The organism is Streptomyces sp. NPDC050439, from assembly GCF_040655335.1.
In the GTDB taxonomy this organism is placed as follows: domain Bacteria; phylum Actinomycetota; class Actinomycetes; order Streptomycetales; family Streptomycetaceae; genus Streptomyces.
The window spans coordinates 67,676-90,092 of sequence record NZ_JBFAJT010000005.1; the positions used below are offsets into that span (position 1 = coordinate 67,676).

Sequence of the window (22,417 nt, forward strand, 5' to 3'; positions counted from 1 at the left end):
AGTGCCACGGCCGACGAACCGGCATATGGTGCATTTCAAGGCGTAAAACCTCCCCGGAGGCTCCTCATCCGCCGCCCCGCCCCGAAAGGGTCACTCCATGCATCCCTCCCTCAACCCGGCCGCACTGGCCGGGCTGCGCCGGCCGCGCCCCTACCCCGCCGTCACGGTCCTGCTGCCGACCCACCGCAGGGAACCGGACAACGCCCAGGATCCCGTTCGGCTGCGCAATCTGGTCGCCGAGGCCAAGGAGCGCCTGAAGTCCGACCCGGCCGTGGCCAGGGAGCAGCGGATCGAGGTGGCCGCGCAGCTGGACCGGGCGGTGGCGGAGATCGACCTGGTGCACGCCGAGGACGGGCTCGCCGTCTTCGCCGCCCCCGGCGAGCACCAGGTGTGGTCGCTGGCCAGGACGGTGCCCTCACGCGTGGTGCTCTCGGACACCTTCCTGACGCGTAACGTCGTCGCGGCGCAGGCCGCCGAGCGTCCGTACTGGGTCCTCGCCGTCTCGGCCGACCGCGTCTCGCTGTGGAACGGCACCCCGGAGCGGGTCGTCGAACACACGGCGGACGGTTTCCCGCTCACCCGGAGCCTGGAGGACCCCGACGCCGAGCGCAAGGAGCGGATCGGCGACCTGCCGAGCACTTTCCGCGACGAGCACACACGCAAGTTCCTGCGCGACGCGGACCACGCCGTGGCCGGTGTGCTCCACGCTCACCCACGCCCCCTGTTCGTGGCCGGGGAAACCCAGGCGCTCTCCCTCCTCGACGACGTCGGCACGGCCATCAAGGGGGCCACACGGGTACCCCACGGCGGCCTCGCGCACGGCCCGGCGGACGCGGTGTGGCAGGCGGCGCGCCCCTTCCTCGCCACCCGGGAGAGGTCCGAACTCGACTCCGTGGTCGAAGAGTTGAGCGCGGCGCAAGGCCGTCGCCAGTACGCCGCCGGTCTCGACGAGGTCTGGCAGAACGTGACGACGGACCGGGTCCGCCTCCTCGCCGTGGAGGACACCTATCAGGCGACCGTACGCGACGACGGAGGGCACCTCGTGCCGGCCGACGGCGACGACCTCGACGCGGTGGACGACGTGGTCGACGACATCGTCGAGCGGGCCCTGGACACCGGCGCGCAGGTCCGCTTCGTGCCCGAGGGCACGCTCACAGAACGCGGCCGGATCGCCTGCGCCCTGCGGTACTGACGTCAGTCCCACGCGTACTCACGTCGCCCCACGCGCACTCACATCGCCGCACGCGTGCCACACGCCCCATGCGCCCCACGCCCAGCAATGCGCCCCACGCCCAGCACAGCTTCGGGAAAGGACCGCAGCAATGAAACCCCTGCCGCCCCGCGGGAAGCGGCGCCCCACGCGCCTCACCCGCCCCGCGCACCGCGGGCCCGCGGTGTCCGCCGCCCTCACGATCGCCGCCACGGTGGCGGCCGCCGCCGCGCTCGTCTCGTGCAGCACCGACAGCGACGCCCCGTCCGCCGAGGGCAGCCGGACGGTCAGCGAACGGCCGACGGCCCCGGACTCGTCGTCCTTCTCCAAGAAGACGGCGTCGCCGCTGAAGTCGCAGGCCTCGGAGGCCGCCGAGTCCGCCCGCGCCTCCGCGTCGAAGGCGGAGGCCTCCTCGTCCGAGCGCGCGGACGAATTCGAGGCGTCCGTGTCCGCCGACACGGAACGGGCCAACCAGGCCGCCAAGGACGCCCTGAAGGGTGTCGACGGGCGGGGCAACGCGATGTCCGACGTCTCCATGACGGGCAAGCCGCGCTCCGAGACCGGCGGGGTGCTCGCCTCCGTGGTGACTTTCACCAACAGGACGGACAAGACGGCGGACTTCGCCGTCCAGGTGGACTTCGTCGACTCGTCGGGCAAGGTCGCGGAGACCCGCTACGTCGGCACGGAGGACCTCGAACCGGGCAAGCGGGCCCAGCGGTACGCCATCAGCCACGAGCCCCCGGAGCCGAAGCTGTCCGCGAAGCTGGTCAAGGCGCAGCGGTACTAGCCTTCGTACGACAAGGGCTCTCAGAAGTCCACCGCGTCGCGGACGAGCGGGCACGTCATGCAGTGCCCGCCGCCGCGGCCGCGCCCGAGTTCGGCGCCGACGATCGTGATGACCTCGACGCCCGCCTTGCGCAGCAGCGTGTTGGTCTGGGTGTTGCGGTCGTAGGTGAAGACGACGCCCGGCTCCAGGGCCACGGCGTTGTTGCCGCTGTCCCACTGCTGCCGCTCGGAGGCGTAGACGTCCCCGCCCGTCTCGATGACGCGCAGCTCGGGCAGGGCAAGCGACTTGGCGACGACGTCGACGAACGCGCGCGATCCCTCGTCCGTGATCTCGACGCCCGCCGCCTTGTCGCTGGGGCGCAACGTGAAGGAGTGCACCGCGTCCATGATCTTCGGGTAGAGCGTGACGATGTCGCGGTCGGCGAAGGTGAAGACGGTGTCGAGGTGCATCGCGGAGCGCAGCTTGGGCATGCCCGCGACGATGACCTGCTCGGCCGCGCCATTCTTGAACAGCGCGGCGGCCACCTGCGTGATGGCCTGGCGCGAGGTCCGCTCGCTCATGCCCATCAGGACGACGCCGTTGCCGACGGGCATGATGTCGCCGCCCTCGAACGTCGCCTGTCCCCAGTCGAGTTCGGGGTCGCCCCACCACACCGTGGCGCCGGTGAAGTCGGGGTGGAATCGGTAGACGGCCTTCATCAGGAGCGTCTCGTCGTGCCGGGCAGGCCAGTACAACGGGTTGAGCGTGACACCTCCGTACAGCCAGCACGTGGTGTCGCGGGTGTAGAGAGTGTTCGGCAGCGGCGGCATCAGATATTCGCGTACGCCGGTGGATTCACGTACGAGCGCCGCGTATCCGGAGCGGAACTCGTCCGGCAGATCGGCGGTGGCCAGGCCGCCGATGAGGTAGTCGGCGAGCTGCCGGGGCTCCAGCGTCTCCAGGAAGGCGCGGGTGTCGTCGATGAGGCCGGGGCCGACCTCGTTCGCGGTGATCTTCCGGTCGAGGAGCCAGGTCCTGGCCTCGGGGAGCGCGACGGTCTGGGCGAGCAGGTCGTGCAGTTCGACGACCTCGACGCCGCGCTGCTGCAGCTTGATGACGAAGTCGGCGTGGTCGCGCTGGGCGTTCTCCACCCACATGACGTCGTCGAAGAGCAGGTCGTCGGCGTTGGTGGGGGTCAGCCTGCGGTGCGCGAGACCGGGCGCGCAGACCAGGACCTTGCGCAGCCTGCCGACCTCGGAGTGGACACCGAACGTCGGTGCGGCGGAATTGTCGTGGCTGGTCACGGTGGTCACGGTGCGCCTTTCGGTCGGTGGCTACGGAGGCCCGGTGGCAGTGGAAGAGCCGTCAGCAGGGGGGCGGTGGCCGGTCAGAGTTCGATCCAGCCCACCGCGAGGGCGATCACGCCCACGACGGCGCCCGCGATCGAGACGGCGCAGATGACGGCTTCGCGGGGCGAGAACAGACGCCGGTTCTGTTCCCGCCGGGCCTTGATGAACAGGAACGTCGCGGGGGCGTAGATGATGAAGGAGACCAGGACGAACTTGAGCCCGGCGGCGAACAGCAGGAACGCCGTGTAGAGCGTGGCGATCACCGCGATCACCAGCTCCTTGCGGGTGCTGCGCCCGGCGACCTCCGCACGGCCGTACCCGAGGCCGATCCTGACGGCGAAACCGGCCGCGAGCAGGAACGGGATCAGGCTCAGCGCGCTGGTCAGGTCGAGCGCGAAGTTGAACGCGTCGTCGGAGAACATCGTGACGACCAGGACCACCTGGCTCAGCGCGGTGGTCATCAGGAGCGCGGGTACCGGCACGTCCTCGGAGGTGGCCTTCCGCAGGAAGCGGGGCATGTCGTCGTCCTTCGCGGCGACGAAGAGCACTTCCGCCGCCATCAGCGTCCAGGCGAGGTAGGCGCCGAGCACGGAGACGATGAGTCCGACGCTGACGAAGACCTTGCCCCAGGTGCCGACGGCCTCCTCCAGGACGCCCGCCATGGAGGGCTGGCGCAGCTCGGCGATCTCCGCCATCGGCATGATCCCGTACGACACGATCGTGACGGAGGCGAAGACGGCGAAGACGCTGAGGAAGCCCAGGATCGTGGCCCGGCCGACGTCCTCGCGGCGCTTGGCGTGCCGGGAGTAGACGCTCGCGCCCTCGACCCCGAGGAAGACGAAGACGGTGGCCAGCATGGTGCCGCGCACCTGGTTGAACAGTGATCCCGCGTAGTCGGCGCCGCCGAAGTTGTCCGCGAACACCGACGGCTCGAAGAGGAAGAGCGCCAGGATCACGAAGACGAGGATGGGCACGATCTTGGCGACGGTGACGATCCTGTTGATGGCCGCCGCCTCCTTGACCCCCCGGCGGATCAGCAGGAAGAACGCCCATAGGCCGAACGAGGAGAGCACCACGGCGAGCAGGGTGTCGCCGTCGCCGAGGGCCGGCCAGATGGCGCCGATGGTCGACATGATGAGCACCCAGTAGGTGACGTTGCCGACGCACGCGCTGGCCCAGTACCCGAAGGCGGAGAAGAACCCGAGATACTCGCCGAACCCGGCCTTCGCATAGGCGTAGACACCTGCGTCCAGGTCCGGCCTGCGGACGGCGAGGGCCTGGAAGACGAACGCGAGCATCAGCATGCCCGTACCGGCGATGGCCCAGGCGATCAGGGCGCCCGCGACTCCGGTCTCCTGGGCGAACCGCCGGGGCAGCGAGAAGACTCCCGCGCCGACCATCGATCCGACGACCATCATCGTGAGCGTGGCGAGGGTCAGTTTGACGGCCGGTGACGCGCCGGCTGTGGGCTGGTCGGTCGTCTCAGCGTGACTCATGCAGTCCCCTGTGCGGGAATTCATCCCTGGTGGGCAGAGTTGTCCTGTTATGAAATCGCAGGCTGCCGGTGTCCGCGATTCGGCCGCGTCCGGAGGAAGCACAGTGCACGGTGAGTACAAGGTCCCCGGCGGCAAGCTCGTCGTCGTGGACCTGGAGGTCGAGGACGGCGTGCTGCGGCACGTGCGGGTGGCGGGTGACTTCTTCCTGGAACCTGACGAGGCGTTCGACGTGCTGAGCCACGCCCTGGAGGGCGCCCCCGCCGACACCGACGCCGCGGGCCTCGCCGCCCGCATCGACGCGGCTCTCCCCGAGAACGCCGTCTTGTACGGACTCACGTCGGAGGGCGTGGGTGTCGCGGTGCGCCGGGCTCTCGCGCACGCCACCGACTGGACCGACTACGACTGGCAGCTGATCCACGAGGCACCCCAGTCCCCCGCCCTGCTCATGGCCCTGGACGAGGTGCTCACCGAGGAGGTCGCCGCGGGGCGCCGCCCGCCGACGCTGCGCGTGTGGGAGTGGGAGTCCCCGGCGGTCGTCATCGGCAGCTTCCAGTCGCTGCGCAACGAAGTGGACCTGGCGGGCACCGAACGCCACGGCATCGAGGTGGTGCGCCGGATCAGCGGCGGCGGCGCCATGTTCTGCGAGCCGGGCAACGCCATCACCTACTCTCTCTCGGTCCCCGACTCCCTCGTACAGGGCCTGTCCTTCGCCGACAGCTACGCCTACCTGGACGACTGGGTGCTCGACGCCCTCGGCGACATGGGCATCAAGGCGTGGTACCAACCGCTCAACGACATCGCCACCGACGCCGGCAAGGTCGCGGGCGCCGCCCAGAAGCGGGTCGCCGGCGGGCACGGCGCCGTCCTGCACCACGTGACCATGTCGTACGACATCGACGCGGAGAAGATGGTCGAGGTGCTCCGCATCGGCCGCGAGAAGCTCTCGGACAAGGGCACCAAGAGCGCGAAGAAGCGCGTGGACCCACTGCGCCGCCAGACCGGCCTGCCCCGCGAGGCAGTGATCGAGCGGATGCTCGACTCCTTCCGCACCCGGTACGGCCTGACGGCGGGCAAGGCCACGGACGAGGAGATGGCCCGGGCGCGGGAGCTCGCCCGGACGAAGTTCAGCTCGCCGGAGTGGACGGCGCGGGTGCCGTAAGCCTGGTCCGGTTCGTCTCGTCCGCCGGGCTGCGCTGCCAGGCGGTCGTGCCGATGCGTCCGGTGTTGCCGAGGTCGATCCGGCCTTCCGGGGTCACGGTCCCGGGGCGGGTGCCCGGGGCCGGGGTGACCCTCAGATAGGTGCCGCTGACGGCGGTCGTCGTCGTGTCGGTGACGGTGTTGCGCCAGACGACCACGGTGTAGGCCGCCTCGCCCCGCTTCAGTGTGACCGTGTGGCGCGGGCCGGGGTCGTCGTCCCTCGCCATGATGGGCTCGGTGCCTTCGAGGACCTGTACGTCGAGGGGCTCACGGTGCTCGTCGAGAACCCGCATCTTCGGGTAGCCCTTCAGGCGGTAGGTGTCCTTTCCGCAGTTGGTCAGGGTCACGCTCATCGCGCGTAGCCCCATGGCCGGGTTGACCAGGCCCGCCTCGATGCGGACCCCGGACGCGGGGCAGGAGGGCGATGCCACGTCGGGCACGTCCGGCGGCCCTGTCTCGTCGGGGGCTTCCGTCAGCGAGTCGGGCCCGGGAGAGGCAGCCGTACGGTCCGCTGTAGGAGGCCGCTCGTCCTCGGCAGGCGCCGTACGGGCGGGATCCCTCTCCCGCTCGAACTCCTCCGAGAGCCCACATCCGGAAGCGAGCAGAGTCACTGCCGCGAGGACAGCGACGTGTCTTACCCGGGCGACGTGTCTGAACGGTATGACGGTCACGCGGAGATCATGCCATGGCCAGAGATTTCCCCTTCCCGTTCCAGGAAGCCCTCAGGAAGTCGCGCCATCCGCCTCACCCGCTCCTTCTAGGGCGTCGCATTACGCGCCGCCACGAGCCCCGACTCGTAGGCAAAGACGACCAGTTGGGCCCGGTCGCGCGCCCCGAGCTTCGTCATCGCCCTGCTCACATGCGTCTTCGCCGTGAACGGGCTGATCACCATGTGCTCGGCGATCTCCTCGTTCGTCAGTCCGCGCGCGGCCAGCGCGGTGACCTCCCGCTCCCGACGGGTGAGGTTCTCCAGGCCCGGCGCGGTGGCCCGGTCCGGCGGCCGCGAGACGAACTCGCCGATCAGCCTGCTGGTCACCGAGGGCGAGAGCAGGGAGTCCCCGCGCGCGACGATCTCGATGCCGTGCAGCAGATCGGCCGGCTCCGTGTCCTTGAGCAGAAACCCACTGGCCCCGGCCCGCAGGGCGTCGAAGACGTACTCGTCGAGGCCGTAATTGGTGAGGATCACGACGCGTACGGCACTGAGGCTGGGGTCGGCGGCGATCCGGCGCGTCGCCTCGATCCCGGTCATCACCGGCATCTGTACGTCTATGAGCGCCACGTCAGGCATGCACTCCCGCACCAGAGCGATCCCACGCTCCCCGTCGGCGGCCTCCCCCACCACCTCGATGCCGTCCTCGGCTTCGAGCAGCGCACGGAACCCGGCGCGCATCAACGCCTGGTCGTCGATGAGCACCACCCGGATCACCCGCCCTCCCTCGAGCGCCCGGCCTCAGCGGCCACCCCCGCCTCAACGGGCGCCCCGCCCCGCCCTCCGCCCCCTGCGCCGCGCCCTTCCCCGACGTCCCCCGCAGACACCCGGGATGTCAATGCCCCATACTTCAACGGCAGTTCAGCCCGCACCAGAAATCCCCCCTCAACCCTCGGCCCCGCCCGCAACGTCCCGCCCAGGGACGCGACCCGCTCCCTCATCCCCGTGAGCCCGGTCCCCTCCGCCGGCGGCCGCCCCGCATCGGCGACCCCGTCGTCCTCCACCCGCACCCCCAACACCCGCTCCCCGTAATCGAGCCCGACCACCACCCTGGCAGAGCCCCCCGCATGGCGCGCCGCATTGGTAAGGCCCTCCTGCACGATGCGGTACGCGGCCCTCTCCAGGTCACCGGCCAGCGTCCGTTCCTTGCCCCGCACCGTCAGCTCCACCGCGAGCCCGGCCGCCCGAGCGCGCTCGACGAGCAGCGCCGGGCTCCCCGTCGGCTCGTCCGTGCGCAACACGGTCAGCGTGGAGCGCAGTTCACGCATCGCCTCACCGCTCGCCTCCTGAATGGCGAGCAGCGCGGGCGGTATTTCCTCGCCCCGCTTCCGGGCGAGGTGCACGGCGACTCCCGCCTGAAGCTTGACGATCGAAATGCTGTGCGTCAGCGAGTCGTGCAGTTCGCGCGCGATCCGCAGCCGCTCCTCGCCCGCCCTGCGCAGCGCGGCTTCCTCGCGGGTCCGCTCGGCCTCCAGGGCCCGCTGCTCGGTCTGGCGCAGATACGCCTGCCAGTTCTTGTCGGCGAGGCCCGTGACAAGGGCGCACAGGAACCAGCCGGCCAGCAGCAGCGTCCACTGCACGACGTCGTCCGACGCCTTCCCCGCCACCGCGAAGCCCGCCAGGAACACCCCGGCGGCGACAGCGGCAAGACCCCGGTGGGCCGCTCGGGCGGCCGTGTGCACCGCCGCGACCACCGGAATCGCCGCGACACTGCTCGCGCCCCCGTACAGCACCTCCACGAGCAGGCAGGCCGTGGTGACAGCGAGCACGGTGCGCGGCGCTCTCCTGTGTGCGGCGAGGGCCAGCGAACCTGCCCCTATAAGTGCGTAGTCGAGGAACCCCGCCCCGCCCTCGCCCAGGCCCACCGAGAGCGCCACTATCGCACCCACCACGACCGCGAGCACCGCATCGCCGATCCACGCCTGCCGCACCCGCTTCCGCACCCGCTCGCGCACGTTCACCTGATCCGCCGATCTCCCCGCCCGGTCCGCCGTCATCTGATCCCCCGCACCCCTCGCATCCCCGCACCTCTGCATCCCCCGTCACGGCGCATCCCCCGCCGTGTTCAGAACTTTAGGGGCCGCCGCCGACGTCCGCGTCACCCCAGCAGACCGCTCCTGCACTACTCCCCGTGCAGTAGTCGCGAGCCCGAACAGCCCCGGCGACGTACTCCCAACTGCCTTCCGCCGGACGACGACCCGAGGCCCCCGGCGCCCCGACCATCGGGGCATGGCAACTTACCGATACACAGATCCAGTACTCGCGAAGTCCGCGACCGGCAGGACCGCCGACGCGTACGCACAGATGGCAGAGGACTTCGGCATCGCCGAGCCCGCGCCGCTGGTCGCCCTCAGTCCCGCGCCCGAACTGTTCACCGCCGCCTGGGCCTTGCTCCGCGAGTCCCTGCTGGCCGGCGGCGACGAGGTGTTCGGCAGCGGCGGCACGACCCGCACCGACCGCGAGCTGGTCGCCGTGGGCGTCTCGCTCGCCAACCGCTGCCCGTTCTGCGTGAGCGCGCACACGATGATGCTGCACGCCACCGGCGACCACCGCGTGGCGGAGCGGGTGCTCCGAGGCGAGCAGCCGGAGGACCCGGCACAGGCCCGGCTGCTCGCCTGGGGCAAGGCCACCCGGACACCTCGGGCGCCGGAGCTGGCAGCGCCGCCGTTCCCGCGCGCCCACGCCCCCGCACACATCGGCACCGCGCTCACGTTCCACTTCATCAATCGCGTCGCGTCGTCGCTGATCACCGAGAAGATACTGCCGTGCAACGCGCAGCGCTTCCGGGCAGTGCGCTCGATCGGCGGTCGCACCCTCCAGAAAACCGTGCGCCGCTCCTGCACCCCCGGCGACTCACTCGCCCTGCTCGACGACCCGCAGCCGGGACCTGCCTGGGCGGCCGGCACACCCATCGGTTCCGCCTACGCCGCGCTGCGGGACGCGGCGAGGAGGGGCGCGGGCCTGCTCGACGATGCCGACCGGGCGCTCGTGGAGTCGACGGTGTCCGCGTGGGACGGCGCTCATCCGCCGCTGTCCTGGCAAGGACTGCCCGACCGCGCGTCCCGCCCGGGGGCACGGCTCGCGTTGCTCGCCGCGCTCGCTCCCTACCGCATCACCGATGAGGACGTGGCGGCCTGGAAGAAGCCACCGTTCAGCGACCACTGTCTCGTGCACCTGATCTCGTTCGGCGCCTTCGCCGCCGTCGACCGCATCGAGAACGTCCTCGCGACTCAGTACTCCGCCCAGGCCCAGCACTCCTCCCACCGCGCCAGGGAGGCGTCATGACCACGGCGACGTCAGCAAGCCCCAACTCCCGCCAGGCCGCTGCCTGGAACGGCCCCGTGGGCACCCACTGGGCCACCCACCACGAGCGGTACGACACCATGCTGTCCGGGGTGAACGACGCCCTCTTCGAAGCCGCGGCCATCAGCGCCGGCGACCGTGTCCTGGACATCGGCTGCGGCGCGGGCGTCACCACCCGCATCGCTGCCCGCCGCGCCGCCCACGGGCACGCGGCAGGGGTCGACATCTCGGCGCCGCTCCTCGACCGCGCCCGTGCGGGCACGGTGGCCGAGGGCATCACGAACGCGGCGTACGAACAGGCGGACGCCCAGATCCACCCCTTCCCCAAGGCCGGGTACGACGTCGCGATCAGCCGCGGCGGGGTGATGTTCTTCGCCGACCACACCGCCGCGTTCACGAACATCGCCCGCGCGTTGCGCCCCGGCGGGCGGCTGGCGTTCGTCTGCCCGCAGCCCGTCGGCCAGGAGACCGAGGAATCCCGGACGCTCGGCCTCTTCGCGAAGCTCCTCGCGGATCCGGCGGACGAGGAGGGCCTTCAGGCAAGCTCGGAGCACACGACACCCGGCATACCCGAGGCCGAAACCGCAGCCCAAGCCGCAGCCGGGGCCGAACCCGAACCCGACTCCGCAACCGACGCGGCCGCCGCGCGCACCGCCATGGCCTCGCTCTCGGACCCGGCCCGCATACGTGAGGTGCTCACCGCCTATGAGGACGTGACGGTGACTCCGGTCCCGGTGGAGGCGGTGTGGGGTCAAACCCCCGCAGACGCGGTCGACTTCATGCTGTCGCGCACCCCGGGCAGGACGGTCACGGCGAGGAAGCGAGCCGCCCTGGAGGAGGCGTTCCGGCCGCACGCGACCGAGTACGGCGTGCGGATGCGAGCGGGGGTGTGGTTGGTGACGGCGGTGCGCCCGGCCTAGAACACCGCCCTGGACCGACGCCCCAGCCCGACGCCCCGGCCCGCAGCCTCGGTCCGCAGCCGCAGACCACCGCCCTAGACCGGCCTCCCCCGGAGCCGGAGCCCGGAGCCCGGAGCCCGCCGGTCCGCCGGTCCGCCACGGTCGCCGAGTTCGCCGGGCCCGCCAGGGCCCCCGACTTCGCCGGGCCGCCAAGGTCCCTGACTTCGCCGGACCCGCCAAGGCCGCCGAGTTCGCTATACCCGCCAAGCCCGCCAAGCCCGCCCAGCCCGCCGAATCCGCCAAGCTCTCCGAGCTCACCGACCTCACCGACCTCACCGACCTCACCGACCTCACCGACCTCACCGATCCTGCCCAGCCCCCCGCGCCCCCGAGCCGGCAGAACCCCCGGAGCCCACCGAGCCCATGTGCCTTCCCGTCGCCATCAGCCCCACGTAGACGACCAGCGCCGAGGTCAGCCCGATCGCCCACCCGTAGTCCGCGAGGGGCTTCAGGACAGGAATCAGGCCGTCTTCCGGGAACGGCCCCTTCCCCGGCTCCGAGTGCGAGCCGCCCACGGCGAGCACACCCCCGATCACGAAGGCCGTGACGGCCCGCAGATTCCACCCGCCCGTGTACCAGTAGCGCCCTTCCGGGAGGTAAAGATCGGCAAGGTCGAGAGCCGTCCGGCGCACCACCCAGTAGTCGGCGATCAGGATTCCCGCGACCGTGCCGAGCAGCCCGCCCACCACTCCGAGCCAGACGAAGATGTAGAGCTCGGGCGTCTCGATCAGCTTCCACGGGAAGATGACCACGCCCACGACACCGGTGATCAGCGCACCCGTACGGAAGTTGATGAACTTCGGGGCGAGGTTCGCGAGGTCGTAGGCGGGTGAGACGACATTGGCCGCGATGTTCACGGAGACCGTGGCGACCAGGACGGTCACCAAGGCGTAGAGGAGACCGAAGACGTTGTCGGCCTTGGCGGCCAGGTCGACGGGCTCCCAGATCGGCTCCCCGTACACCGCTTGCGAACCGGAGGTGACCAGAACCGAGAGGAGGGCGAACGCGGTCATGGTGGTCGGAAGGCCGAAGGCACACGAAAGCCCCCTCTAGGTTCCATGAACCGAGGGGGCTTCGTTCGCAGGTCAGGTACCTGCTGGGCCGGAACGGCTAGGCTCGCGCGACCAGTTGCCCTGGCTGGTGACCCGATCGAGGTAGCGGTTCCACTCGTCGTAGAGAGGACGCTCCATGCTCTCGGGTTTGATGACGATGAGCGTCTCGTCGACGAGTTCGATCTCCATCATGTTGCGGCCGTCCGGCCATTCGAATGGCAGGCATTCTGCGGGGAGTTCGTCGCTGAAGACGATGCGGGCGCGGACTGTCTTTCGCGGTGCGTTGGGCTTGCTACTTTCCGTCATCGAACCCCCCAGGGTCGTGCACACACAGATTCGATCGCGCGTTCGAACGAATCGTTCGTGCAGGCTATCTCAGCATCACGCTTCCCAGGCGGATCAGTAATGGTGCCACCCTGAACAAGTTTCGACTACACCCCGCCAACGATAATCACCCAGCGTAGCGGCATAGGCCAATGATCTTGCCGGGGATTCTTGCGGAATGCCCCTTTAGCGCCCCTCGGCGAGCGACCGCATCAGGGCCTGGACGGCCTCGCGCTGCGCCGGCGTCAACCGGTCCGCGTCCTCAAGAAACGCCTTCGCCTCGGCCGACTCGGTGAACACCTTCTGCGAGCCGAAGAACTGCGCGGAGGCTGCGTCCTGGAGGACGTCGATGTCGACCTCCATACCCTCGGCCATGCCAAGCAGCATGTCGAAGTCGGGCGCCTGGACCGTCTCACCCGTGGCCACGCGGTGCAGCCACGAGTCCTTCACGGTCTGCACGCCGGTGTCGGGGTGGATACAGCGGGCGGCCAGCTTGGCGTAGCTCAGATTGAGGGCCTCTTTGCGCGCCACGACGATGTCGCGGAACTGGGTCCGCTGCGTCGCCCGATGATCTTCCGCTGCCATGAGGCTCATCCTGCCACTCCGTGTCGCTTCATGGGCCGTGGGGTGTCCATGGGGCCAGGGGGGCGCGAGGGAGATACCCCCTGGTGGCGCAGGCCCGACAACTTATGCGCCGGACAGAGTGTCCATGCAAATGGACGGCGCGCACCAGAGCGCACGTCGACTTTGGCGGAATCGAGACGCAACCATCCCGGGCGGTGGATGCATTTATGCATCTTCTCCAAGAGGATGGACAGTTCGTCCAAGCCATGCAATGCTTCAGCCATCCAAGCGGTGCAACACCGCAAGGCCATTCATTGCAAGAGGTGGACGTGACTACACCTGCCCAGCCCCCACCGCTACAGGAACTCCTCGACCGCGACCTCCTCCTCCGCCTGATGAAACGCACAGGCCAGGGGGACGCAGTCGACGTACGGAAGCTGGCCCACCGCGCCGGCGTCGCCCGCGGAGTCGTCGGAGACCTCGTCTCCGGAGCCCGCAAGCGAGTGACCTACGAGAGCGCGGCCGCGATCTGCGCCGCGATCGGCGTCGATCTGGAGATCCTCTTCGCTGCCGTTGGCCGGTCTCTTTCCTTCGTGCCGGAGCAGCCAGCCCGGCAGCCGGTCGCAGTCGGCGCATGAACGGCGTCCCGTTCTCCTTCGCTGACTGCATCGCGACGTTCGGCCCTGAGGAAGACGAGCGCAAGATCCGCGAGGCCCGCGAGGCGCCACGGTTCACGCAGGAGCAGATCCTCCGGGGCCGCGCCCTGTGGGCGTCTCTCCCCCTTCCGTCGCCGCGGCCGGCCGACTCCGCAGCCGACGCCGCCTGATCTACCCACTGAACGCGCCGCAGGGCCCGCCCGACTTCCCGGCCCGGCGAGCCCCACGACTACGGCGCCTCAACCACAGAGAAAGCAGAGGTCACCGATGACCACATCTTTCCAGACCCCTACCCCACCCCTCACCTGGCGTGAGGAGCAGGACGCCCGCCTCAAGAACGACCTGGACTACGAGGTCACCGTCAACATCCTCGGCATCCCGTCGGCCGAGCACACGGTGGACGTCGACGCGGTGCGTGTCACCTCCGCGGACATCGGCGTTCTGGCCGCGTGGTTGGAGGAGAAGGGCGGCTCGGTCTCCCGGCTCGACACGGGTTACGGCGTGATCGTGTGGACGTTGTCGACGAACGCGGGTGCCGACGAGGGCTACGTCGGGTGCCGGGTGCTGGTGACGGTTCCGGTTCCGGCGTCGGGGTTCGTACCGTGCGAGGTCGCTGCGGCGGTGTCGGCATGAGTACCGCATCGACTGTCGCCGCCGCGCTCACCTCGCTCCTTGAGGCCGCACCTTCCTGGCTGCCCCCGGTGAACCACTGGGAGGTCGCCGAGGACATCGACACGTGGATCCTCAGCGGCCAACTCGCTGGCGAGATGCCCGAGACCCCGGCGTTCCGTCTCCTCGCCCCGATGATCGAGATCGCGGAGGACGCTCACACGGACGACGGGCGCCTGGTGAAGGTGCCGTTCACGTGGGAGGGCGTGGCGGGGCAGGTCTGGTACCTGCGTCCCATCGAGCGGTGGATCGTGCCGGAGCTGTGCGCGTCCTGCCCCACGGCGCTTGGCGACCCGGGCGTCTCCTTCGTGCGGCTCGGCGGTCGTGACGCTCCAGTGGTCTGCGTCCCGTGCCGCGATCGGATGCACACGCATTGGATCGCCGCTGAGGCGGTGGCGCGATGAACACCAAGCGCGTGAATGCGGCGGCCGTTGTGATCCAGGCCGCGCAGGCGCAGGACCGGACGTCGGCGGGTATCGCGCTCGCGTTGGAGTCGGCTCACCTTCTCCAGTCGCAGAGGGTGGCCCACGAGTTGGCGGATCTTCAGGCTCGGCGTGAGGTGCTGCTGTCGCTTCTGCCTACCGAGTCGCGTCCGGAGCAGGGGCTCCCGAACGACCTGGTCGCGAGTGATGCCGCGTGGGGGGTGTGGGAGCAGGTCGCCGAGATCCTCGGTGTGAGCCTGCCGTACGACCCGGCGGAGGCTCCGGCGGATGCGTTGACGGCGCTCCTCGCACCGACGCAGGCGCTGCCGTTGGAGGACCCGCACGACTCGCCGCTTCATCACACGTACCTCGTGGGCCGGGATCTGCCGGAGACGGGCGGTGCCTCGTGATGACCGGCCAGGAGACCGCGAGCGACGTGATCGGCGCCGTCCTCATCGCGTCCGCGCTCTTCGGTGGATCGCTGATCCCGTTCTTCCTCCTCATCGAGGAGAAGCACCTCACGCCCCTCTGGCTCCGTCGGGCCGCCGCTCGGGCCTGGCTCGTGCTGCTCCTCGCGTGTGACACGGCCCGGATCGCCGTGATCGACGCCCTTCTCTTCCTGCTCCGCCTCGCCGCTCCGAAGGGAGCCAATCGATGACGTATCGCATCGAGGGCCCGCTGCCCATCACAGTCCAGGCCACGACCGACGGCGTCGAGCTCGGCCTCGCCACGTTCCTCCGCACTGTGTTCCTGGAGCTGATCGAGGACGCCGCTGGCGACCCGGTCGGGTTCGGCGAGGAGCTGGCCGACCTGCATGCGATGTCGATCTCGGCTCAGCACGGCGGCCCGGACAGTCACGTCCGGCATGAGTTCGACGAGCGCATGGACCGGCTGCTCGACCGCTACGCGGACGGGGGAAAGGTCGGCCTGTACGCCACGGGGACGGCTCAACTCCTGGCTGCGCTGCGGGAGATTGCGGCGCCGCGTCCGGTGCCTTCGCAGGAGCGGAGGCGCACCGCATGAACGCCCTCGCCGATATCGCCGCGATCGTGCGGCACTGCGCCACCGACTTCCTCGACACCCGGTACGACATGGACGCCGAGCCCGGTGACATCGCGGAGCAGCTGTACGCGGCGGTCCGCGCCGAGGTTCTGCCCGAGGCCGCCTCGGTAGCCGACAAGCACGCGGACAGGGCAGTCGACCGGCTGACCGCCCTGGCTATCCGCAACGTGGCGGACGAGCAACGGCGCATGGTTGAGGAGAAGGCCAGCGCCACGGCGCCGACGGCCACTCCCCACGCTGACCCCATCGTCGTGCGCTGGGACCGCACCGTCATGCACCCCGAGGCCGACGACATCCAGGAAACGATCGTCTGCTGCCTCGACGAGGCCGGCCGCCCGTACGCGCTGTTCCTCGACGACGAGCACCGCGAGGCCCTCGGCCTGCTCTTGGTGGACCCGGGCGGTGACGAGGAGGCCGAGCTGACCGGGCGTCTCGCGCAGCTCCTCAACGCCATCCGCACGTGGCCCGGCCAATGGACCACCACCCGCGCCATGGCCGTCTACCGCGCCCAAGGGCTCCAGGAACCGAACCGATCGACCGCACGCGGCGACCTCCAGGCACTCGCTGAGGCGGGTCACCTCGTCTGCTGCGGCCCGGAGAACGCCCGCTACTACCTGCTGGCACGAAAGGACGGCTCATGAGCCGCCATACCCGCGTCGACCACGCCCGCGCCGCTGCCAACCTCCGCAAGGAGCCCGGCACATGGCAGCCCGTCGGCGAGTACCGCAACCGCACCTCCGCGAACAGCACGGCCACGATGATCCGCACCGCGTCCGCCCACTCCGGCAGCCACTACCGGCCCGCCGGATCGTGCGAAGCCCGCCTGGTCATCACCACCGACACCAACCTCGTCGAAGCCCGCTACATGCCGCAGGGCGCCCCGACGCAGTACCGCGTCACCTATGCCCGCGTCGGTAACTACGGCGGACGCAACGGCAGCAGGCCCCCGGCCCCGTTGACCGTGTCGGCTGCCACCGCCGAGAGCCTCGCCGAGCACATCGCCAAGGACGTCCGCCGGTACCTGCTCTCCAACGGCGCCGAGGTCGTCGTCGACCTGGAGGCCATGAACGGCCGGATCGTTGCTGGGGTTCGGGTCGCCGGGACGTTCGAGATCGAGGCCGTGGACACCGCCGAGGGTGATGCCCAGTGATCGAGCAGTCTGCCGACACCGAGCGAGTCCTCGGCCAGATCGAACGCGGCGAAGTCCGCGCCGGACGGGATGCCGCCCGCGAGATCGCCACCAAGGCCGAGACCGCGTACGGGGCCGCCTTCCACGGGACCCCCGCCGAGGCCCTGCTCACCGCGCTCGCCTGGAGCGCCGCCACCCACCTCCCCCTCCGGGATGCCGCATGACGAACACGACCACGGTCGGGACTACGGTCCCGGCCGCCGGCCGCCGGGTCACACCGACCGGCCGCCTCATCCTCCCCGCCGACGCCGACCGCGCCGACTGGCTCGCCCGCCGCCGCGAAGGCATCGGTTCCTCCGACGTCCCCGCCATCCTCGGCCTCGTCGACTACACACCACCGCTGAAGGTCTACTACGACAAGATCGGCGCCGACGTCGACGACGCAGGCGAAGCCGCCTACTGGGGCACCGTCAACGAGGAGCCAGTCGCCCGCCGTTGGGCCATGCAGAACCGGTCTGTGATCCGCCGCGTCGGCCTCGTCGCCCACGTCGACCACCCGCACCGGATGACCACCCTCGACCGGCGCGTCACCGAATGCCCCCTCGAATCCGACGAGAAGGCCCCGTGCGCGCTGGAGGTCAAGACCCGATCTGCCTTCAAGTCCGCGCAGTGGCACGCCGGGGCCCCCGATGACGTCACCGCGCAGGTACTCCACCAGATCGCCGTCAACGGCTACGAGCACATGCACTACGCCGTCCTGATCGGCGGTAACGAGTACCACCAGGGCACCATCCGCCGGGACGCCTACCTCGACGTCATCGACGACATCACCACGGCCGTCGACAAGTTCTGGTTCGACCACGTCAAGGCGCAGGTCCCGCCGGAGCCGACCGGTGACGGCGAGGCCCTGACCCGCTTGTTCCGCCGCCTCCACCCCACCCGCACCGGAACGGTCGATGTCGACCGCCACGCCGACGCCCTTGACGCGCTGTACGACTACGGCCGCCACCAGCGGGCCGAGTCCGCAGGAAAGAAGGGCAAGGCCGCGGCGAAGGCCCGCATGGTCGCCGCCCTCGGCAAAGCACAGTCCGCGCTGATCGGCGGGGAACGCGCCTACTCCCTGGAGCCCTCCAACGCCGCGCCACGCGTCGACCTGGAGCAGCTCGCCGAGCGCTGGCCCGACGCCTACGCGGCCTGTGTCACCCCGAATCCCACCGAACGCATCGACATCGCACCGCAGTACAAGGGGGAGTTCTGAGATGAGCCTGCGCGAGAACGCAGCCGCGGCCGCCGGCCGCACCCTGACCGACGAAGAGCACGACCGCCCCGACGAGGCGGCCCCGCCCGCCGAGGAGTTCGCTCCGGCATCGGACCCGATGGCCGACTACGAGCCCGGCGACGACGACCCGGACATGGTGCCGGTCGGTGTCGCCTGGCTCCGCGTCCGCCGGGAGATCCGCGCCATCGGCAAGGGCGAGCTCTACAACCAGTCCGGGACCCGCTTCAACTTCCGTGGCGTCGACACCGTCGTCAACGTGTTCGGCCCGGTCACGCTGAAGCACGGCGTGCACGTCATGTCCTCCAAGGTCGAAGCGACGTACGGGACGAAGAACACCAAGTCCGGCGGCACGATGCGGGAGTGCTCCGCCCTTGTCACCTGGACGATCATGGGGCCGATGGGTGACACGCTCACTCTGCAGACGATGGGCGAGGCCCTCGACACCGCGGACAAGGCGACGACGAAGGCGCAGTCGGTCGCGTTGCGGACGCTGCTCCTCGGGTTCGGGTTGACGCCGACGCACGACAAGGACCCGGATGCCGACCGGATCGAGCGCGGCGTCGAGGCACCGGCCCGTTCGGCGGACTCCTACCGCGACGAGATCCTCGACAAGAAGACGTCGCCCGGCCGGTTGCATCAGATCAGCTACGAGCTGGCCAACCTGCGGATGTTGAACACCAAGGTCACCAACGAGACCGGCGAGGCGGAGACGCTCGACGATCTCGGCCGCCGCAAATACGGCGAGCGCACCGGCGGTGGCCAGTGAGCACCTTCGCCGACAGCCGCCGTCTCGCGTGGGACACGGAAACCACGGGCCCCGACCCGCTGGAGGACCGCATCGTCACCGCGGCGATCGTCGTCCGCGGCGGCGGCAAGCCCGACCGCGCCTTCTCGCACCTCATCAACCCCGGCATCCCGATCCCGGCCGAGGCGACCGAAGTCCACGGCGTCACGGACACCATGGTCGAGGCCGACGGGCAGGACCCCAAGACCGCGCTCGACGAGATCGCCACGAACCTCGCCCGCGCCATCGAGTGGGGCATGCCGGTGATCGCGTTCAACCACAGCTTCGACTGGTCGATCCTCCACTACGACCTGATCCGCAACGGTCTCCCCACCGTGCAGGACCGCGTCGGCCCCGGACCGCTGCCGCTGATCGACCCGCACGTCATCGACAAGCAGGTCGACAAGTACGTCAAGGGCACCGGCATGCGGAAGCTGAAGCCCACCGCCGAACGGTACGGCGTAGCCCTGGCGGACTGGCACACCGCCGAGGCCGACGCGCTCGCCGCGCTCCTGATCGCCGAGAAGCAGTTCGCGATGCACCCCCAGCTCACCTCGATGGGCCCGCAGCAGCTGTACGCGGCACAGAAGGCGTGGCGCGCAGAGCAGCAGGCCGGACTGCAGAAGTGGTTCCGCACGAAGGCGACCGCGGAGCAGGGCGGCGCCCCAGACAAGGTCATCGACGGGTCGTGGCCGCTCATTCCCGCGCAGCGTGCGGGAGGCGAGTCGTGATGACCATCTCCCTCCCGCCCCTCGGCCGTATCCCCGTCCTCGGCCTCATCCGCGGCACCGGGGCCCATCGCCCCGTACGCCGCAAGACCCCGAGCGACCGCCGCCCGATCTTCCCGCCCGCCCCACACACCGGCGTCGTGCCCCACGGATTTCGGCACTGCCAGCAGTGCGGCACCGACACCGTCGCGATCCTCCACCGCGAAGGCCACACCTGCGGCGACTGCGGACGCGAGCACTACACCAAGGACGGTGCCGAGTGAGCGCCCCGACCCTGTTCGAGCCCGAGCGTCCGGCCGCCACCTCGGCGGCCGGGCCCCAGCCCGTCCCCTTCGTCATCCCCCTGCCCACAGGCATGGAGCTGATCAACTCCAACGAGAGCCAACACCGCGCTCGACGAGCCCGCATCGTCAAGGTCATCCGCAGCAAGGCACAGGAAGCCGTCAGCGACTGCCCGGCGCTCATGGATGCGTTGGCTGCCGCGAAACCAGGACCACTGTTCCAGCGCGCTCACGTCCTCGGCGTCCTGCACCCGGCAACGAACAACCGCCGCGACCCCGCGAACTGGTACCCCTCATTCAAGGCCGCAGTAGACGGACTCGTCGACGCCGGGCTCCTCGACGACGACGATCACACGCGGCTCGTCGGCCCGGATATGCGCCTGGGGCACAAGGTCAAGGGCGGTCAACTCGTCCTCGTAGTACACGGCCTGAAGGCAGGGGAAGACCCCCTCGCGAACGGGGCGTGGTGACCATGCGCATCCGCGCCGACGTCGCCGAGCTGCTCCGCGCCGGCCTCTCCGACAGAGCAATCGGTCGCGAGCTCAACGTGGACGCCACGGTAACCGTCCGCGCCACCCGCCAAGCGCTCGGCCTCCCCCCGGCACGGCCCGGCAGGAAGCCCGCGGCCACCCCGGAAGACCTGTTCTGGCGCCGCACCCAGCCGGTCGGCGGCGGCCACTTCATCTGGACGGGGTACCGCACCACCAGTCGCTCCGGCTCCGTTCCGACCCTGCGCCACGGCGGCAGGGTGCACACCGCCTACCGGATCGCGTTCCGCCTCAAGCACGGCCGCGAACCGGAGGGCCACGTCACGGTCACCTGCGACCGGGATGGCTGCGTCGCCCCCGGGCACACCGAGGACCGCCGTATCCGCGAGCGGACCAACACCACCTTCGCGGCGATCTTCGGAGGTGCGTCGTGAGGCTCATCAACCCCGCCCCGGACACCGCCGAACCCGCACCCCGATGGCAGGACCAGGCCGAGTGCCGCCGCCCCGAGTACGCCCGAGACCGCGACCTCTGGTACTCCGACCGCAATACAGGCGACATCGGATACGCCGTCGACATCTGCAAGTCGCTCTGCCCAGTCCGTGCTGCCTGCGCGCAGTTCGCCCTCCAGACCCGCGAGGCCTTCGGCATCTGGGGCGGCCTCACCGCGAGACAACGCCGCAGCATCCTCCGCCGCGAAGCTCGGGAGCAGACCGCGCAACGCAAGGCCGCGGCATGAACGGGCTCGGGCCGACGATCGGCAACCCCCACCCGGGTTTCGGGATACGCGTCCGCCTCGACAACCCGTGGGGCGCCAGGGCACTTGCCGCCGCCGACTTCACCTGCCCCTGCGGCCACGCAGAGGACGCCGTCGGCTACGCCGCGACCGAGCACCTCGTCATCCGCGCACAGCGCCACCGCCGAGACGACTGCCCGATCCCCGAAGTCCGCGACTTGGCACACCGCCAGTACGCCGCCCTCCAGCACTCACTCACCAAGCCTCGCCGCAAGCGCAAGTAGTCGCACCCGAAAGGAACAGCACATGCCCAAGCTCTCACCGGCCGACGTCCCCGAGGTCAAGCTCGACTCGGCCGCCGCCAGCATCGAAGCCACCATGACCCGCGAGCAGCGCCGCGGTCTCTTTGAGAAGCCCGGCATGGTCGTCTACGCGATCGTCGAGCTCACCTCGAAGTCCTACACCGGGCACGCCGAGGGTGAGGACAAGGACCCGCAGGTGAAGGTTCGCGTCACCGGCTGCGAGGTCGCCCGCAGCGACGAAGACGCGAAGGCACTCATCGAAGCCCGTCGCGCGATGTACCGCGGCCGCCAGATCGACGGCACGTTCGACGAGGTCGGACAGGGCCCCATCCACCCCGACGCCCAACTCGGCCTGCTCACCGCGACGAAGCCCACCGAGGCGGAGCTGAAGGAGCACAAGCGGCAGGCCGAGGACCGGCGCCGCGGCGAGTACGTGAGGTAGCCGCACTCCGGGGCGGTCTCACCGGCCGCCCCGGATCAAGCCGTATCGGTTCCGCAACATCACGAAGCCCCGCACCAGTTCGGTGCGGGACCCGGCCGGAGAGGAGGAGGCGGTGTCAGAAGTCGACCGTGCGAGCGGCAGAGTCCAACGCCTCGCGGACGCTGCGGGATTTGGTCTCATCCCACGCCGCAACACCGCCCGGGTTCTCTGTACGCCGGTGCAGTTCGTCGATGATCGCGCGGTCACGCAGGGCCTGCTCGTAGAAGTCGTAGCCCACAATCACCGCCGCCTCTTTGCCCCGGTTGATCAGGACCGTCGGTTCGCCGGCAAAGCGGGCGCGCGCGATCACCTCGCCGAGGACGTTGCGCGCCTCGGCGATCTTCGCCCGGTGCTCAGTGGGGGAGTTCGCCATCCCCACAGCGTAGCGAATTCGCGACCTTGCACAAGGCAGCGAAGTAGCTCTCTTAGCTATGATGGCTATGTCAGGCAGGAGCAGAAACCGCCCTGAAA

General features: G+C 70.1%; 32 protein-coding genes and 1 pseudogene. 24 read left to right on the forward strand and 9 right to left on the reverse strand.

What is annotated here, in order from left to right:
* The first annotated feature begins 97 nt into the window (after positions 1-97).
* Complete coding sequence (locus AB0I66_RS21265) at positions 98-1,192, forward strand: chemotaxis protein (protein ID WP_363209463.1); 1,095 nt, start codon at positions 98-100, stop codon at positions 1,190-1,192.
* Positions 1,193-1,322: 130 nt separating this feature from the next.
* Entirely contained in the window at positions 1,323-1,997 is a 675-nt protein-coding gene (locus AB0I66_RS21270; protein WP_363209464.1) for a hypothetical protein, read from the forward strand.
* 20 nt (positions 1,998-2,017) lie between these two features.
* Here the strand turns inward: AB0I66_RS21270 and AB0I66_RS21275 are convergent, their stop codons facing one another.
* Positions 2,018-3,280, reverse strand: a complete 1,263-nt coding sequence (locus AB0I66_RS21275) for an arginine deiminase (RefSeq protein WP_363209465.1) — start codon at positions 3,278-3,280, stop codon at positions 2,018-2,020.
* An 83-nt stretch (positions 3,281-3,363) separates the two neighbouring features.
* Positions 3,364-4,821, reverse strand: coding sequence for a basic amino acid/polyamine antiporter (locus tag AB0I66_RS21280; protein WP_363209466.1), 1,458 nt, complete (start codon positions 4,819-4,821; stop codon positions 3,364-3,366).
* A gap of 103 nt (positions 4,822-4,924) precedes the next feature.
* Between AB0I66_RS21280 and AB0I66_RS21285 the strand changes: the two genes are divergently transcribed.
* Complete coding sequence (locus tag AB0I66_RS21285) at positions 4,925-5,980, forward strand: biotin/lipoate A/B protein ligase family protein (protein WP_363209467.1); 1,056 nt, start codon at positions 4,925-4,927, stop codon at positions 5,978-5,980.
* On the opposite strand, the gene AB0I66_RS21290 is transcribed toward AB0I66_RS21285, so the two are convergent.
* From AB0I66_RS21290 to AB0I66_RS21300, 3 genes are all read right to left on the reverse strand, one after another.
* Positions 5,946-6,629, reverse strand: coding sequence for a DUF4232 domain-containing protein (locus AB0I66_RS21290; RefSeq protein ID WP_363209468.1), 684 nt, complete (start codon positions 6,627-6,629; stop codon positions 5,946-5,948). The two genes, AB0I66_RS21285 and AB0I66_RS21290, sit on opposite strands and share 35 nt — an antisense overlap.
* A 146-nt stretch (positions 6,630-6,775) precedes the next feature.
* On the reverse strand, positions 6,776-7,444 hold the full coding sequence (locus tag AB0I66_RS21295; protein ID WP_363209469.1) for a response regulator transcription factor: 669 nt from the start codon (positions 7,442-7,444) through the stop codon (positions 6,776-6,778).
* Positions 7,441-8,724, reverse strand: a complete 1,284-nt coding sequence (locus AB0I66_RS21300; RefSeq protein ID WP_363209470.1) for a histidine kinase — start codon at positions 8,722-8,724, stop codon at positions 7,441-7,443. Before AB0I66_RS21300 ends, AB0I66_RS21295 begins: the two co-directional genes overlap by 4 nt.
* 232 nt (positions 8,725-8,956) lie before the next feature.
* Here AB0I66_RS21300 and AB0I66_RS21305 point away from each other — a divergent pair, with 232 nt between their 5' ends.
* Together AB0I66_RS21305 and AB0I66_RS21310 are read left to right on the forward strand one after the other, a co-directional pair.
* Positions 8,957-10,012, forward strand: a complete 1,056-nt coding sequence (locus tag AB0I66_RS21305) for a carboxymuconolactone decarboxylase family protein (protein ID WP_363209471.1) — start codon at positions 8,957-8,959, stop codon at positions 10,010-10,012.
* Positions 10,009-10,950, forward strand: a complete 942-nt coding sequence (locus AB0I66_RS21310) for a class I SAM-dependent methyltransferase (protein WP_363209472.1) — start codon at positions 10,009-10,011, stop codon at positions 10,948-10,950. Before AB0I66_RS21305 ends, AB0I66_RS21310 begins: the two co-directional genes overlap by 4 nt.
* 338 nt (positions 10,951-11,288) lie before the next feature.
* Here the strand turns inward: AB0I66_RS21310 and AB0I66_RS21315 are convergent.
* The 3 genes and pseudogenes from AB0I66_RS21315 to AB0I66_RS21325 form a co-directional block, all read right to left on the reverse strand.
* Positions 11,289-12,017: pseudogene (locus AB0I66_RS21315) on the reverse strand (cytosine permease); the annotation flags it as partial.
* A gap of 57 nt (positions 12,018-12,074) precedes the next feature.
* Positions 12,075-12,347 carry a hypothetical protein gene (locus AB0I66_RS21320; RefSeq protein ID WP_363209473.1) on the reverse strand — a complete coding sequence of 91 codons (273 nt, stop codon included), beginning with the start codon at positions 12,345-12,347 and terminating at the stop codon, positions 12,075-12,077.
* A gap of 204 nt (positions 12,348-12,551) precedes the next feature.
* A complete protein-coding gene (locus tag AB0I66_RS21325; protein ID WP_363209474.1) occupies positions 12,552-12,950 on the reverse strand; it encodes a hypothetical protein in 399 nt (132 codons plus the stop codon).
* 308 nt (positions 12,951-13,258) lie between these two features.
* On the opposite strand from AB0I66_RS21325, the gene AB0I66_RS21330 reads away from it, so the two are divergent.
* The 19 genes from AB0I66_RS21330 to AB0I66_RS21420 all read left to right on the forward strand — a co-directional run bounded on the left by AB0I66_RS21330 (position 13,259) and on the right by AB0I66_RS21420 (position 21,907).
* Positions 13,259-13,567 (forward strand): helix-turn-helix transcriptional regulator, encoded by a 309-nt coding sequence (locus tag AB0I66_RS21330; protein WP_363209475.1) that lies wholly within the window; start codon positions 13,259-13,261, stop codon positions 13,565-13,567.
* Positions 13,564-13,755 carry a hypothetical protein gene (locus AB0I66_RS21335; RefSeq protein WP_363209476.1) on the forward strand — a complete coding sequence of 64 codons (192 nt, stop codon included), beginning with the start codon at positions 13,564-13,566 and terminating at the stop codon, positions 13,753-13,755. The genes AB0I66_RS21330 and AB0I66_RS21335 overlap by 4 nt, the downstream gene beginning before the upstream one ends.
* A 97-nt stretch (positions 13,756-13,852) precedes the next feature.
* Positions 13,853-14,218, forward strand: a complete 366-nt coding sequence (locus AB0I66_RS21340) for a hypothetical protein (RefSeq protein WP_363209477.1) — start codon at positions 13,853-13,855, stop codon at positions 14,216-14,218.
* Positions 14,215-14,658, forward strand: a complete 444-nt coding sequence (locus AB0I66_RS21345; RefSeq protein ID WP_363209478.1) for a hypothetical protein — start codon at positions 14,215-14,217, stop codon at positions 14,656-14,658. The genes AB0I66_RS21340 and AB0I66_RS21345 overlap by 4 nt, the downstream gene beginning before the upstream one ends.
* Positions 14,655-15,086, forward strand: coding sequence for a hypothetical protein (locus AB0I66_RS21350; protein WP_363209479.1), 432 nt, complete (start codon positions 14,655-14,657; stop codon positions 15,084-15,086). The genes AB0I66_RS21345 and AB0I66_RS21350 overlap by 4 nt, the downstream gene beginning before the upstream one ends.
* Positions 15,086-15,334 carry a hypothetical protein gene (locus AB0I66_RS21355; protein ID WP_363209480.1) on the forward strand — a complete coding sequence of 83 codons (249 nt, stop codon included), beginning with the start codon at positions 15,086-15,088 and terminating at the stop codon, positions 15,332-15,334. The genes AB0I66_RS21350 and AB0I66_RS21355 overlap by 1 nt, the downstream gene beginning before the upstream one ends.
* Complete coding sequence (locus tag AB0I66_RS21360; RefSeq protein ID WP_363209481.1) at positions 15,331-15,699, forward strand: hypothetical protein; 369 nt, start codon at positions 15,331-15,333, stop codon at positions 15,697-15,699. Before AB0I66_RS21355 ends, AB0I66_RS21360 begins: the two co-directional genes overlap by 4 nt.
* Positions 15,696-16,379, forward strand: a complete 684-nt coding sequence (locus AB0I66_RS21365; RefSeq protein ID WP_363209482.1) for a hypothetical protein — start codon at positions 15,696-15,698, stop codon at positions 16,377-16,379. The genes AB0I66_RS21360 and AB0I66_RS21365 overlap by 4 nt, the downstream gene beginning before the upstream one ends.
* The gene (locus AB0I66_RS21370; RefSeq protein ID WP_363209483.1) at positions 16,376-16,888 is read left to right on the forward strand and encodes a hypothetical protein; all 513 of its coding nucleotides are present in this window, start codon (positions 16,376-16,378) and stop codon (positions 16,886-16,888) included. The genes AB0I66_RS21365 and AB0I66_RS21370 overlap by 4 nt, the downstream gene beginning before the upstream one ends.
* A complete protein-coding gene (locus AB0I66_RS21375; protein WP_363209484.1) occupies positions 16,885-17,091 on the forward strand; it encodes a hypothetical protein in 207 nt (68 codons plus the stop codon). Before AB0I66_RS21370 ends, AB0I66_RS21375 begins: the two co-directional genes overlap by 4 nt.
* On the forward strand, positions 17,088-18,125 hold the full coding sequence (locus AB0I66_RS21380; RefSeq protein WP_363209485.1) for a lambda-exonuclease family protein: 1,038 nt from the start codon (positions 17,088-17,090) through the stop codon (positions 18,123-18,125). Before AB0I66_RS21375 ends, AB0I66_RS21380 begins: the two co-directional genes overlap by 4 nt.
* 1 nt (position 18,126) lies before the next feature.
* A complete protein-coding gene (locus AB0I66_RS21385) occupies positions 18,127-18,912 on the forward strand; it encodes an ERF family protein (RefSeq protein WP_363209486.1) in 786 nt (261 codons plus the stop codon).
* On the forward strand, positions 18,909-19,661 hold the full coding sequence (locus AB0I66_RS21390) for an exonuclease domain-containing protein (RefSeq protein WP_363209487.1): 753 nt from the start codon (positions 18,909-18,911) through the stop codon (positions 19,659-19,661). The genes AB0I66_RS21385 and AB0I66_RS21390 overlap by 4 nt, the downstream gene beginning before the upstream one ends.
* Positions 19,661-19,921, forward strand: coding sequence for a hypothetical protein (locus tag AB0I66_RS21395; protein WP_363209488.1), 261 nt, complete (start codon positions 19,661-19,663; stop codon positions 19,919-19,921). Before AB0I66_RS21390 ends, AB0I66_RS21395 begins: the two co-directional genes overlap by 1 nt.
* Positions 19,918-20,409 carry a hypothetical protein gene (locus tag AB0I66_RS21400; RefSeq protein WP_363209489.1) on the forward strand — a complete coding sequence of 164 codons (492 nt, stop codon included), beginning with the start codon at positions 19,918-19,920 and terminating at the stop codon, positions 20,407-20,409. The genes AB0I66_RS21395 and AB0I66_RS21400 overlap by 4 nt, the downstream gene beginning before the upstream one ends.
* A 2-nt stretch (positions 20,410-20,411) precedes the next feature.
* On the forward strand, positions 20,412-20,861 hold the full coding sequence (locus AB0I66_RS21405) for a hypothetical protein (RefSeq protein WP_363209490.1): 450 nt from the start codon (positions 20,412-20,414) through the stop codon (positions 20,859-20,861).
* Positions 20,858-21,166: a WhiB family transcriptional regulator gene (locus AB0I66_RS21410; protein WP_363209491.1), complete on the forward strand. Its 309-nt coding sequence runs from the start codon at positions 20,858-20,860 to the stop codon at positions 21,164-21,166. The genes AB0I66_RS21405 and AB0I66_RS21410 overlap by 4 nt, the downstream gene beginning before the upstream one ends.
* Positions 21,163-21,447: a hypothetical protein gene (locus AB0I66_RS21415; protein ID WP_363209492.1), complete on the forward strand. Its 285-nt coding sequence runs from the start codon at positions 21,163-21,165 to the stop codon at positions 21,445-21,447. Before AB0I66_RS21410 ends, AB0I66_RS21415 begins: the two co-directional genes overlap by 4 nt.
* A 22-nt stretch (positions 21,448-21,469) precedes the next feature.
* A complete protein-coding gene (locus AB0I66_RS21420) occupies positions 21,470-21,907 on the forward strand; it encodes a hypothetical protein (protein WP_363209493.1) in 438 nt (145 codons plus the stop codon).
* A 115-nt stretch (positions 21,908-22,022) separates the two neighbouring features.
* Here AB0I66_RS21420 and AB0I66_RS21425 read toward each other — a convergent pair whose 3' ends face one another.
* On the reverse strand, positions 22,023-22,319 hold the full coding sequence (locus AB0I66_RS21425; protein WP_363209494.1) for a type II toxin-antitoxin system Phd/YefM family antitoxin: 297 nt from the start codon (positions 22,317-22,319) through the stop codon (positions 22,023-22,025).
* Between the last annotated feature and the right edge of the window lie 98 nt (positions 22,320-22,417).